Here is a 12,939-nt window from a genome sequence, read left to right as displayed (position 1 = left end):
CTCACCTACTCCCCGGTGATGGCGCCGAGGGTGAGTCCGGTGACCAGCCAGCGGCGCACGGCGAGCCCGGCGAGCATCATCGGCACGACCACGATCGTGCCGATCGCGGTGAGCTGCCCCCAGTCGATGCCCGTCTGCGTGACCAGCTGGGAGGCGGCGATGGGCAGCGTCTGGGAGTTCGGCCCGGAGAAGACCACGGCGAAGGCGTAGTCGTTCCAGGCGAAGACCAGGCACAGGATGAACGTGGTGACCAGCCCCGACTTGGTCAGCGGCAGGATGACCATCCAGAAGGCCTGCCAGCGGGAGCAGCCCGCGACCAGCGCCGACTCCTCCAGCGACGAGGGCACCTCGGCGAAGAACGCGCTCATCAGCCAGATGGCGAAGGGCAGGTTGAAGGTCAGGTAGGCCAGGATCAGCCCGGGAATCGAGTCGATCAGGCCGAGTCCGCGGAAGATGAGGAACAGCGGCACCACGACCGCCGCGATGGGCGCCATACGGGTGGAGATGATCCAGAAGGCCAGGTGTTTCTTCCCGCGCATGTGGGTGCGCGCCAGGCCGTACCCGGCCAGCGCGCCCAGGCCGACCGCGAGCAGCGCGGAGATCCCGGCGGCCAGCACGCTGTGCACGATGTACGGCCCGAGGTTGTTGGCACCGGTGAACAGGTGGCGATAGTTGTCCAAGGTCGGCGAGAAGAAGAACTGCGGCGTGGCCGCCGTCACGGCCTCGGCGTTCTTGAACGACGACATCAGCATCCAGATCAGGGGGACCAGCGTCCAGAGCAGCGCCAGCACGATGAGCAGCGTCACCAGCCACCGCGTACGCCGGCTGCTCTCCTCCAGCGGCGACTGGGCCTCGCCGCGCGGGGCGGCGGTGACCGGTGGCCGGGTGGCCTCGCCGGGAAGGGTCTCCGGAGGTATGGGCGCCGCCGGCGGTGTCATCGAGGTGCTCATCGGGTCAACCCCCTCACGTCCAGCAGCCGGACGAAGGTACGCGCAATGAAGATCGAGAAGGCCAGCATCGCCAGGCCGATGGCGGCGGCGTAGCCCAGGTCGAAGAAGCGGAACGCGGTCTCGTACAGCCGGACCGGCACGATCTTGGTCGCGTCCGCGGGGCCGCCGTTGGTGGTGACCCAGATGATGTCGAAGAACCGGATGGCGTCCATGGAGCGGATCAGCAGCGCGACGAGCAGCACATTGGAGATCGCCGGGAAGAGGATGTAGCGCAGCGTCATCCAGCCCCGGGCGCCGTCGACGGCGGCGGCCTCCCGTACCGACTGCGGCACGCTGGACAGCCCGGCCAGGGTGATCAGGGCGATCAGCGGGGTCCACTCCCACACGTCCATGAGCACGACGGCGGCGAAGGCGCTGACCGGGGCGCCGAGGATGTCACCGGTGTACCCGAGCCCGCGCAGGACCCACGCGTAGAGCCCGAAGGTGGAGTCGGTGAGGTAGCGCCCCAGCAGGCCGACGATCGACGGCGCGGCGAACATCGGCAGCAACAGCAGGCCGAGCAGGATGTTACGGCCGCGCAGCACGCGGAACAGGCACAGGGCGATGCCGATCCCCAGGACCATCTCCAGCCCCACGGTGAGCACGAAGAAGATGATCGTCCGCAGCCAGGACAGCCACATGTCCGCGTCGGTGAAGAAGCGCGCCCAGTTGTTCAGGCCCACCAGGTCGAGCTTCACCCCGCCCAGCAGCCGGACGCGGGAGAAGCTCATCGCGATCAGGGCGATGAACGGCACGATCGACAGCGCGGCCAGCAGCAGCAGGCCGGGGGCCATCATCCAGCCTTCGAAGCCGACCCGCGGCTCCTTGCGGCCTGCGCTCTTCGGCTGGGCCGCGCCAGGTACCGCCGCTGAGGTCTCCGCCGCGTGCGCCATCTAGGCCACCCACCCTCGCGCCACGATCCGGTCCACCCGGGATTTGATCGAACGCATCGCGTTCGCCGGTGACTCCGCCCCGCTGAGCATCGTGGACAGCTGGGTGAAGATCGCGGTGTTGCACTCGTTCCACATGGGGATCTTGGGCCGCAGGCCGATCCGCTCGGGCGTCCACGCCTGCCGTACCGCGGCGGCCGCGAGCATGTTGGGCATCGGCGACGGCCGCTTCTCGGCCGCGCGCACTTCCGGCATCTCGTAGACGGAGGTCCGGGTCGGGGTGCCGCCACCGGCCTTGCTCTTGAGGTTGGCGAGCTGGGTCTCGGGGGAGGTGGCCCACACAAGGAACAGCCAGGCGGCGCCGCGCTCGTTGGGCATCGTGTTCGCGCTGATCCCGATCCCCGTGCCGCCGTACATGTTGGCCGTGGCGACCGGGCCCTTGGGCAGCACCGAGTAGCCGACCTTGCCGGGCAGCACCAGCTCGTTGCTGGCCGCGAACTCATGCCAGTTCGGGCACATCGCCAGCCGGCCCGCGCGGAAGGCGGCGCCGACGCCGTCCCAGTCCCACGTCTTGGAGGCGGGATCGGCGATGGACAGCAGCCGGTTGTAGAACTCCGCGCCCGCGATGGCGGCCTCGGAGTCGAGCCGGCACGGTCCTGGATCCCGTGAGCCCAGACGGCCCACTTCCCTGCCGTGGTCGAAGTAGGTGCCGCCGTAGGACCACAGCACGTTGCTGAAGTCGTTCATGAGGGAGTCGTGCTGCCTGGCCTGGTGCCCGGTGCCGTACTTGACGTCCGAGGTGGCGTTCTTGTTGAACCACTGGGCGATCCGGAAGTACTCCTCCCAGGTCCGCTCTCCGCTCGGCGTGGGGTCGAACCCGAGGTCGTGGGCCATGCGGTCGTGGTACTTGGCGAACAGGTCCTGCCGGTACTGCCAGATCATCGTCGGCGCGTCATAGGGCAGGGCGTAGTACGGCGCGGGCTCGACGAACCGGCCGGCGGCGTCCATCTGGACGGGAATGAAGTCGCCGATGCCGCCGGGCAGATGGGGCAGATTCGGGTTCGCCTCCAGCGTCCGCAGGTCCACCAGCCCTCGCTGGTACGGAGCGAGCACCTGGTAGGGGTCGGCGTAGATCACCTGGTATTGGGCCCGGCCCGAGGCCAGGTCCAGGGCGACCCGCTGGACCAGGGCGGTCAGCTCCAGCGTAACGATGCTGATGTTGATGCCGGTCAGGTCGGTGAACGGCTTGGTGTTGGCGGCGATGGCGGCGGTGGGGGCGGTGTTCTCCGAGATGAAGTTCAGGGTGGCGCCCTGGAACTGGCGCCACTGGTCGGTCGTGCCGGCTCGCGCCACATCGCCGCGAGATCCACAAGCGCTCAGCCCGCCGCCGAGAGTCACTGCTGCGCCGGCGGCCATGGCTCCACGAAGAATGTCGCGCCTGCTCGGTTGAGGTGGATAGTTCACCGCCTCTTCACCCCCCGATACCGCATAAGAAAAGGGCGATGAGACCAGGTTTATCCCTTATCGACATTGTTTGAAAACTCATATGTGAGATTTTCGCAGAAATAAGGGGATATTTTGGCTTTCGTGAGTTAAGTAAAATTGTCAGGTGCGGTGCTCCGCGAGCTCCCGTACCGTGGCGTGGGCGCCTTTGGCGCGCAGCGACTCCAGCGCGCGCAGATACGGCCGGACGAACCGCTCGTCATCGACGAGATCACCGAAGAGCCCCCGATTCGCGATGAACGCCGTAGGGTCCTGGCGCTGCGTCCGCGCGATGGCCGTCAACCGGTCCTTCAGCCGGTCGACGATCGCGATGGGTGCCCCCGATTCGTCGACGCCCTCGGCGTAACGCGCCCAGCTGGCCACCACGGCGGCCGCCCGGGTCACCGAACCGCCCTTGGCCAGCTGCTCGCGTACGACGGGTAGCAGCCACTTCGGGATCCGGTCCGACGACTCGGCGCACAGCCGGGCGAGCGTGTCCCGTACTTCGGAGTTGGAGAAACGCTCGATCAAGGTCCGCTTGTAGACGTCCAGATCGACGCCCGGCACCGGCCGCAGTGTGGGCGTGGCCTCGATGTCCATGTAGTCGAGCAGGAACGTCGCGATCGCCGGATCGGTCGCCGCCTCGTGGACGTAGTGGTGACCGCTGAGGAAGCCGAAGTAGGCCAGCGCCTGGTGCCCGGCGTTGAGCAGGCGCAGCTTCATCAGCTCGTACGGCTCGACATCCGCGACGACCTGCACCCCCACCTCCTCGAACGGCGGCCGCCCACCGGGAAAACGCTCCTCCAGCACCCACTGCGTGAACGGCTCGCAGATGACCGGCCACTCGTCCCGGACTCCGAACCGCCGGGCCACGTCCTCGCGATCCTCGTCGGTGGTGGCCGGGGTGATGCGGTCGACCATGGAGTTGGGGAAGGCGACCTCGCGCTCCATCCAGGCGGCGAGCTCGGGGTCGGCGAGCCGGGCGAAGGCCGTGAAGGTACGGCGGGCCACGTCGCCGTTTCCCTGGATGTTGTCGCACGACATGACCGTGAACGGCGTCACGCCCCGAGCACGCCGCCGCCGCAGCGCCTCGGTGACCAGGCCGAACACCGTGGCCGGGACCGCACCGGGTGCCAGATCCGCGCGGATGGCCGGGGACTCCGGGTCGAACTCACCGGTGACGGGGTGGATGTTGTAGCCGCCTTCGGTGACGGTGAGGGACGCGACGCGTACGGCCGGGTCGGCCAGCCTCTCGATGACCGCCTCCGGATCGTCGGGGGCGAAGAGATACTCGATGATCGACCCGATGACGCGGGCTTCGCGCGTACCGTCAGGGTGCTTCAGCACGAGCGTGTAGAGGCCGTCCTGCGCGGTCAACGCGTCCCGCATCCGCGCGTCGCCGGGCAGGACCCCGACCCCGCAGATCGCCCAGTCGAACGCCTTGCCCTCGTTCATCAGCCGGTCGAGGTACATCGCCTGATGCGCGCGGTGGAATCCGCCGACCCCGAAGTGCACGATGCCGGTCGTGAGCCGCGACCGGTCGTAGGAGGGGACCGCCACCTGCTCCGACAGGCTCGTCACCGTCTCCTGCGTGAGCGTCGTCACCGCCATGAGTCCCCCTTCGGCCCTACGCTCAGCATGGCCAGCTCCACCGGCTTCAAACTCCTGACCTGCGTGTATGCCCGTGAGCGCCAGCCGCGGAGGCCTGGGCGGCTAGGTTGTCCTTGTCACGCGGATCTTTGGTGGAGGAATGATGTGGGAAGAGCAGTTCGCCACGCTTTCGGCCGTCGCCGCGCGCCAGAGCGGGCTGATCACGGAGGCGCAGGCCGGCCGGCTGGAGATCGACAAGCCGGCGCTGCTCCATTTCGCCGAGTCCGCGTTGCTGGTCGAGCTGGATTGGGCGGTCTACCAGCTCGCGTGGTCGGCCACGGGGCCGCGCTACGCCTATCCGATGGCCGCCTGGCTGGCGATCATGCCGGGGAGTTTCCGCTGGGAGCGGTCGCGGTCCCTGCATGAGGACGCCGTCCTGTCGCATGAGTCGGCCTGCGGCCTGCACGGGCTGGGCGCCGAGCCGAGCCCTTTGGTGACGTTCACTGTGCCGGAGGAGTTCGAGGGACCCCGGGCGACGAAGATGCATGTCGCGTCGCTGAAGCCGGACGAGGTGAGCGTGGTCGAGGGGATCCCGGTGACGACCCCCGGCCGGACGATCGTGGATCTCGCCGCCGGTTGGGCCGAGCACGGCGAGCTGCGCCGCGTCCTCATGGACGCCGTACAGAAGGACCTCGTGGACCTGCGCCGGATTCACGCGGATCTGGCGCCGCTGGGCGGGCGGCACGGGTTCCCGGAGGACGGCCGGGAGTTCGTGGCGTACTTCCTGCCCGACCTCGACCCTGCCGAGCTGTCCGCCCGTAACCAGCGCGGCTACGCCGCCCTGGCGCACCCGGACCGGGTGGCGGACCTGCAGCCCGCCGTGGCGCGGCTGATCCCAGAGGGCGGGGACGAGGCGCTGAGCTGGGACATAGCCGCCGAAATCATCGGACGGACCTGAAGCTCACGGCGATCGGGCGGACCTGAAGCTCACGGCGGCGGCGGATCCGCGAACATCGTGGAGATCTCGTACCCGTCCCGCTGCCGGTTGACCTGGAAGAAGAACTCGACGGTGCCGCCGTCGAAGCTCTCCATGGGCGTGGCCTGCGGCTCCGGCACGCCCGGCCGCTCGCCGGCGCGCAGCGCCCTGACCCAGATCAACCGGTTCGCGACGGCGGTCTCGGGGCTGCCGTCGACCGGCACGATCCGGAATCCGGCGCAGTACAGGTGGCCGTCGGGGCCGAGCAGCTCGTCGATCGGCAAGGACACCCGGCCGGGCCGCTGATCGGGGTCGAACGGGGTCGCGAGAGCACCGCGCATGACCGGGTGCTCAAGAGCGCGGACGAAGGCGACGGCGAAGGCGACCGGATCGTGGATGGCCGTGGCCGTGTCCGGGCAGCGGTGCTCCAGGTCGCCCGGCCGGAACGCGTCAGTGGCGCGCCCTCGCAGCTCCTCGTCGAGCTGCGCCGGATCTTCGAGGCGGGCGACACGGCCGTGGAGCCGGCCGTCGGCGGCGAACGCCCCGTGCCGGGCGAGATGATGGCCCTGACCTTGGTCGATGGCGACCAGCACGCGCTGGACGGCGGGGTCCAGACCGGCCGCGGCGGCCAGCCACGGCCGCGCGGCGGCGTTGCGCGCGATGTAGGCGGCGGCCTCCCGCGCGCTCACCTCCGGCAGCCCTGCCCTGGTGGCGTCGAACCGGTCGAGCACCTGGCGGGGCGTCGGCTGCCCGTCGCCGAAGGGGACGTCGAGCCGGTCGGCGTACGGCCGCACCGGCGCCGCTGTCACGCGGGCGACCGCCTCGCCCAGGTCGCGGACCTCTGACCGGTCGAGCTGGAAGAGCCGTAGGTCGTCGAGGGCCTGGCGGGCGAAGCCGGGCGAGTCGAGCAGGGACTTGATCGCGTGCGCGACGGCGGCGGCGCGCTCGCCGGGATCCAGCCCGTACGCCCGGGAGATCCGGATGGCGTCCACGTCGATGCGCGAGCGCTCGAGGTGCAGCACGGCGTACGGATGCGCCAGGGACACGCCCTCGTACTCCTGATCGATGGTGAACTGCGGCTCCAGCACGCCCAGCAGAGCGAGCCGGATGCCGTGCCACTTACGGCCTGCCTCCTCGGGCGTCCTGGCGTCCACGCGCACCCATCGGCGCAGCTGCTCGGCGTAGTACGCGCTGCGCTTCCAGTCCTCCTCGCTCCAGTACGTCCAGCGGTCACCGTCGAGCGTGGCGCTGCGGCCCAGCCGGTTCGGCCACTGATCCAGCTCACCGCCGCGGATGAGCCGGTTGATCCGGTCCACCGTGACCGCGACGCGGGCCGGGTAGTAGACGGCGACGGGCTGACCCCGGCGGTTGGCCGGGTCGGGCAGGTCGGGGCCGAACAGCAGCCGCCGCATCGCCGGCAGCGGGGCCCGGCTGGTCTCCGTCGTGACGAACCGCGTGATGGGCCGCCCGCTCGGATCGAAGCGCGGATTGCCCCGCTCGTCGAGGACCGGCTCGGAGTCGCCGTAGGCCCAGTCCTGCCAGTACAGCTGCCAGCGGTTGCCCTTGTTCCCGTCGTGCTCCCTGGCCTCGAAGTAGACGGTGGGCACGCCGAGCATGGCCGGGATCTCCAGCGCCCCGCTCTCCATCCCGATCTGCACCACGTCGCTCTGGGTGGTCAGGCGATGGAAGAACAGGCCCTGCTCGGCGTAGCTCAACGCCTGCCCGCCGTTGCGCTCGGCCGCCCAGAACTCCACCAGCGTCCGGGTGTCGACCCCGTCCAGCACCCCTTCCTGGCGCCAGGCCTCTTCCAGCTCGGGACGGCCGGCGAAGATGTCGTCGCCGAGGAGGACGACGCGGCGGCCAGGATGGCGCGCGTGGAGCGCCTCGATCGTCTGGCGCAGGACCTCGGGCCGGGTGTCCAGGTGCGGGCCGTGCCGGCCGCCCACCGGCTGGCCTCGGGTGTCACGGACCCAGAGCAGGGCGTACTCCTCGGACTGGCCGTTCGCCTGCCTGTCGGCCTGGCCGTTCGCCTGGTGGAGCCGGTCGATCACCGCCTGGGCCCGTGCCCTGCGCCGTGCGGCCGTCGCCTCGTCCGGCCCGAGCATCGCGGCCACCATGCGCTGCCGCGCCTGAACCGGGTCGGCCTGGATCGCCCGCAGGGCGAAGAGCTGGGCCCGCATCCACTGCGACTCGCTGTAGTGGCTCTTCTGGCTCGTGTTGGCGAACGCCAGCCGGACCCGGTGCGGTTCGACACCGTAGTCGTCGATCAGCTTCTGCCGCAGGGCTAAGGCGTCCCTGAGCGGCTTGGCGTGCAGCTCGATGAGGGCGTCGACCAGCGCCGCCGGGTCGTTGACACTGCGCCCCTTGACCATCTGGTGCAGCACGGCGGCGTTGGCCTCGTCCAAGGTGATGCCGCTCGGCAGGGTGCCGAGGTAGGCCAGGTGGGACTGGTGGGCGTCCCACTGGAAGGTCTTGAAACCGCGGTCCGGCTCGTAGGCGATCTCGACCGTCGTGTCCGGATCGGCCATCAGGGCCGCCGCGTGGCTGTACAGCTCGCCGCGCTGATGGGCGTAGAAGCGCAGGTGTTTGAAGTGCTGGTTGTCCGGGCCGGGGACGCGGGTCAGCTCGACGTACCCGCTGTCGTACATCATCCGGCTGCGGATGAAGTCGACCTTCTCGGCAGGGGAGAGGTCGGTGCGCTGCTTGAGCTGGGAGAGTTCGGCGTCGAGGTCGCCCGCGGACAGGCGGTCCCACGTCGCGATCATGTCCGGGTCGGCGTGCACCGCCGACGCCGGGGCGGTGCTGGGCACCTGCAGATGCCGTACGTCCGCGGTGCCGTCCGGCGCGACCGCGTCGCCGGAGGCGTCCGGGGCCGTGACGTCGTCCGTCTCCACCCAGCGGCGGAGGCTGGGGTCCCAGCGGCTCGGCGGCGGCGCCTCTTCCCGCAGCAGCGGATCGAGGAACGCCTGGGCGACCGGAACGGCCTCGGTGAGCCCGGCGTACGGCAGGCCGGGGGTCGTCCTGGCGTACTGATCGAACTTCCGGAACCAGTCCGGGCTGGGAACCTCGAAGGCCGACGGCACCTTCAGGTTCTCGCCCTGCTCCAGCCGCCAGGCGAACTCCGCGTGCAGCATCGCGTGCGTGGCCGGGCCGTCCCACGAGGAGTTCAGAATGATCATCAGGATGTCGACCAGGTCCTGACACCGGTATGGCAGGTCGCCCGCCTTGCAGCTGAACAACCCCTTGCCACGGGCGATGCAGTCGTGGCAGCGCGTCTCCAGCGTCCTGATGCCGTGGGTGTAGATGCCCGACACCTTGTGCGCCAGCGTGTCGTGATAGGAGATCACCCGCAGGCGCGGGCTCTCGTCGGGGTGCCCCGTCGCGAGGATCTGCTGGGGGAAGGGGATGATCTCCGGTTCCTTCCACACCGCACGGGTACGCGGCGGGGCGAGATCCACGCTGAGCCGCATGATCTCCATGTCGCCGCAGTAGACCGTGTGCGCCATCCTGACCGCCTTGCCGTGCAGGATGTAGGTCTTGGACTCTCGGACGAACCGCAGCTGGTCGCCATGATCGCGGGCGAGCGCGGCTTCGTACTCGTCGGCCATCGCGTCCGGGTCCGGGTTCCCCGACATCCGGACGAGGTCGATGTCGGTGCTCGCCCGGCCGCCCGGGTTCCTGGAGAGCATCGCCTGGCCGCCCTTGAGCATCCAGTCGTCGGGGTTGGCGGCGAAGATACGGCCGATGGCGCGCTGGAGTGCGAACTGCTGCAGCTCGTCGAGGGGCGCCGTCCCGCGCCGGTGGGCTTCGGCGCGTACCTGGTTCATCAGGTCGCGCCAGAACCTCAGGAACTGGCGGGGATCGCTGTCCGCGTTCCGGTCACCGGTGGGGCTGAGGCTGGAGCGGAGCCCGTCGGTGGGATTGGGGGCGGAATCCGTGCTGGGATCTGCCTGCGCCTTCGCGGTCGGATCCGTCGTGGGCGGGCTGATTCCCGCGCGGCGGAGCTGGATGATGCCCGGCATCGAGCGCCGGAAGCTCTGGATGGCCCGGCGCAGCGTGTCCGCTCCCGGCTCTCCGGGGTGGGGTGACACGGTCGCCGCGAGGCGCACCAGCAGGTGGATCTGCTGGGTGGTCACCGGGGTGGTCGCGTCCCTGCCCAGCAACGCGTTGACCGCCGTGCGCAGCAGGTCGATCCGCGGTACGGAGTCGCCGAGCAGCAGCTCGGCCAGGTGCTTCATGGCGGCGAGCTCGGCGATGGCGAAGGAGTACTCCGGCCCGGTGCCGTAGATCTCCTGCGTCATCCGGACCAGCGCGTCCGTGTACGCCAGGTGCTCGTTCGTCAGCGGGCGCCCGTCGGCGAACAGGCCGTCCATGCGTTCGAGCAGCCGGAGGTGCTCCACGAGCGGGCGCCCGTCGGACGGGAACTCCTCGACCAGCCTCAGGACGTTCCCCGGCAGACGACCGGCCGGCTCGAACTCCGGCCGCGCCCACTCCTCGGCCGGGGCGGCGGAGGCGGGCCGGGTCAGCGGCACCTTGGGCCGCAGGTCGCTCTCCGGCAGAAGCGCGAAGAGATGCTCCAGGTGCCGGTCGCGGAGCCCCGCCGTTTCGGCCACCGTACGGCCGTCCCGGTCGAGCACGGGCCGGCCGGCCGACCAGAACAGCTGGGCCTGACCCAGCAGGTTGGAGTCGGCGTGCACGCCGCGCGCGGCCAGGTCGCGCCGGTCCTCGGCTTGCGGGTAGACGTATTCGTCGAGCATGCCGAGCAGATGCAGCGTCTCGTGCGCGAACACGACCGGCTCCATCCCCGCATACCAGCTCAGGTAGTGGATCGGGGACCGGTCGCGGTAGGACCGCAGCTGGTCCAGCGGGGTGCTGATCACCTCGCCCGCGCCGTGCCAGCTCTCGCGGTCGGCGAAGTCGGCGGCGCGGGTGCCGGTCCCGGAGTGCAGCAGGACGACCGTGCCGTCGGGGGCCTCGTCGGGCGCGGCCACGAACTCCATCCGTACGTGGAGGAGCGATCCGTCGGTCAGTTGGTGCTGGTGGTTGTAGTAGAGGTCGATCCCTTCGAGCAGGCGGGCGTGCGCGTCGGCGATCTCCTCGGGGGTGAGCCGGGGGTCGGCGCGATACTGGACCCGGACGGTGAACTCCGTGACGGGGTGCAAGCCGCCCCGCCACGGGACGAGCAGCCTGCGGGCCTCCACCCGGGCCGCGCCCTCGGTGTGGGGGACGGTGATCGGCTCAGGGGCGGCCGATCCGCGCAGGGGCTCCCACTGGGCGGCCAGCGGAACGTTCCGTGGGTCGTGGACGTTGGCGAGCGTCTGGCCGGACCTGGAGGGTGGGTCCATGTTGAGGGTCGGGGTCCGGGTCGCGTGGTCCACGGCTGTACGGGGTGCGGTGTCCCGGTTGACGAGGTCGTCTGTCCGGTCGGTGAGGTCGTCTGTACGGGGTGCGGAGTTCCGGTTGATGAGGTCGTCGATGCTCGTGGGCCGGTGATCTCCCTCGGTGGCGAGCGCCGTCGTCGTGGTCTCGCTGGAGGGATGGCCGGGCGCGTCCGCGACGCCTTGACCGCTGGCTGAGGGTTCCTGGCCGCCCGTCGCCTGCGGGCCTGGTCGGCGCGGGTCGGCGGCTTGCGGATCCGGCTGGGCCGCCGAGTCGGCCTGTGACGCCGAATCGGGCGCTGTCGCCGAGTCGGTCTGTGCCGTGGGACCGTAGGACCCCGTCCCGTTCGGCGGAGTCTGCGGACCATCAGTGGGCCGTTGACCGTGGCCGGGCCGCGCATCCGTGTCGGGCCGCGCGTCCGTGCCGGGCCGGGCGCCCGTATCGGGGCCCGTGTCGGGCCGGGCGTCTGTGTCGGCCTGCGCCAGATCGGTGGCCTGCGTCAGGTCGGTGGGCCGCGCCAGGTCGGTGGCCGCCGCGGTGTCGAAGGCGGAGTTCAGGGCGCTCATCGGGTGCAGCACCGCCCCGGCCACGCTGGGGTTGAACGGGCTGATCGTGTTCGTCCGGCCCGCCCCACCCATGAACCCACCGACCAGGGAGTCGGCGGTCGGCGGCTCCCACTGCCCGTACACCAGCCCGTTGGCCACGAAACTGCCCGCAGGCGAGGCCACCACGTTGTTCAGGCCCGTGTTCAACGCCCGGCCGGGGAATCGCCGGAAGGCGTTGCCCCACCCCGGCAGGTCGCCCGCCGTGCGGTTCAGGTGGCTGATCCCCGGGATGGCGCTGGTGAGCCGGGACACCGGAGCGCCGAGCTTGGTGCCGGCGACGGCGCCCACACCGGCGCCCACCGCCGCGGCCATGGTCTTGTCCCAGTCCCAGCTCAGCCGGGTGCCCATCTGGATCTGCTTGTACTGGGTGAAGGCGTCGATGAAGACCTCTTCACCGATCTCCTCGATCAGTTCGTGCGTCAGCGCGGCCGACATGAACCGGCGGCCCAGTGTGCCGCCCGCGAGGGTGGTCAGCCTGCCCGCCGCGGTGACCCCGGCCGGGCGGGCCGCCGCGATTCCCAGACGGGTGAGGATGTTCCTGATGGCCAGCCGCAGGCTCGCCGCCGCAGGGCCTACCAGTGGCGCCGTCGCGCCGGCCGAGAAGAACGAGACGAGCAACGCGACGGCGATCGCGATGACGGCCACCCAGAAGGCCACGTTGATCGAGATCTTCGAGTACTGGGTCTCCAGCGCGAAGGCGTCCGCCTGCTGGGCGTACTGATGGTGGGCGGCCATCTTGGCCAGCGCGCCGGTCTGCTCGTCGTACATCCGCTCCACGCGGGTGAACGTGACGGGTTTGGCGGGAGACTCCCACCCCGCGGCGATGGTCCGAACCGCCGTGCCGGTCGGCTCGAACGTCGCCACATAGGTGTCCACGGCCCGCCGGTGCGCTTCACGCAGCCGCCACAGACCGCTCTCGCTGGCCTCGGGCCACGCCTGCCCCGACATGAGCATCGGGATCAGCCAGTACACCACCCAGTCCGGCAGTTTCTCCGTCTCCCACACCGGACGCACATCGCTGGCCGAGA

Annotated in this window: 6 protein-coding genes; 1 reads left to right on the top strand and 5 read right to left on the bottom strand. The window is 70.4% G+C overall.

The annotated features are described in order from the left end of the window. Window positions 1-5 precede the first annotated feature (5 nt). From ACGFJ2_RS17920 to ACGFJ2_RS17905, 4 genes are all read right to left on the bottom strand, one after another. Window positions 6-950 carry a carbohydrate ABC transporter permease gene (locus ACGFJ2_RS17920; RefSeq protein WP_357952248.1) on the bottom strand — a complete coding sequence of 315 codons (945 nt, stop codon included), beginning with the start codon at window positions 948-950 and terminating at the stop codon, window positions 6-8. Next, a complete protein-coding gene (locus ACGFJ2_RS17915) occupies window positions 947-1,882 on the bottom strand; it encodes a carbohydrate ABC transporter permease (protein ID WP_393469425.1) in 936 nt (311 codons plus the stop codon). Before ACGFJ2_RS17915 ends, ACGFJ2_RS17920 begins: the two co-directional genes overlap by 4 nt. Next, on the bottom strand, window positions 1,883-3,232 hold the full coding sequence (locus ACGFJ2_RS17910; protein WP_393469422.1) for an extracellular solute-binding protein: 1,350 nt from the start codon (window positions 3,230-3,232) through the stop codon (window positions 1,883-1,885). Window positions 3,233-3,484: 252 nt separating this feature from the next. After that, window positions 3,485-4,972, bottom strand: coding sequence for a mannitol dehydrogenase family protein (locus ACGFJ2_RS17905; protein WP_393469419.1), 1,488 nt, complete (start codon window positions 4,970-4,972; stop codon window positions 3,485-3,487). 139 nt (window positions 4,973-5,111) lie between these two features. Here ACGFJ2_RS17905 and ACGFJ2_RS17900 point away from each other — a divergent pair, with 139 nt between their 5' ends. After that, window positions 5,112-5,909 carry a hypothetical protein gene (locus ACGFJ2_RS17900; RefSeq protein WP_393469416.1) on the top strand — a complete coding sequence of 266 codons (798 nt, stop codon included), beginning with the start codon at window positions 5,112-5,114 and terminating at the stop codon, window positions 5,907-5,909. A gap of 29 nt (window positions 5,910-5,938) precedes the next feature. Here ACGFJ2_RS17900 and ACGFJ2_RS17895 read toward each other — a convergent pair whose 3' ends face one another. After that, window positions 5,939-12,916: a hypothetical protein gene (locus ACGFJ2_RS17895; protein WP_393469413.1), complete on the bottom strand. Its 6,978-nt coding sequence runs from the start codon at window positions 12,914-12,916 to the stop codon at window positions 5,939-5,941. Between the last annotated feature and the right edge of the window lie 23 nt (window positions 12,917-12,939).

Origin of the sequence: Nonomuraea sp. NPDC049028, assembly GCF_043197735.1 — a bacterium.
Taxonomy (GTDB): domain Bacteria; phylum Actinomycetota; class Actinomycetes; order Streptosporangiales; family Streptosporangiaceae; genus Nonomuraea.
This window is presented reverse-complemented; position numbering and strand designations above follow the sequence as displayed.

Coding starts and splice junctions, on each gene's coding strand:
- ACGFJ2_RS17905 (WP_393469419.1), bottom strand. CDS start 4,972: ATGGCGGTGACGACGCTCACGCAGGAGACGGTGACGAGCCTGTCGGAG.
- ACGFJ2_RS17920 (WP_357952248.1), bottom strand. CDS start 950: ATGAGCACCTCGATGACACCGCCGGCGGCGCCCATACCTCCGGAGACC.
- ACGFJ2_RS17915 (WP_393469425.1), bottom strand. CDS start 1,882: ATGGCGCACGCGGCGGAGACCTCAGCGGCGGTACCTGGCGCGGCCCAG.
- ACGFJ2_RS17900 (WP_393469416.1), top strand. CDS start 5,112: ATGATGTGGGAAGAGCAGTTCGCCACGCTTTCGGCCGTCGCCGCGCGC.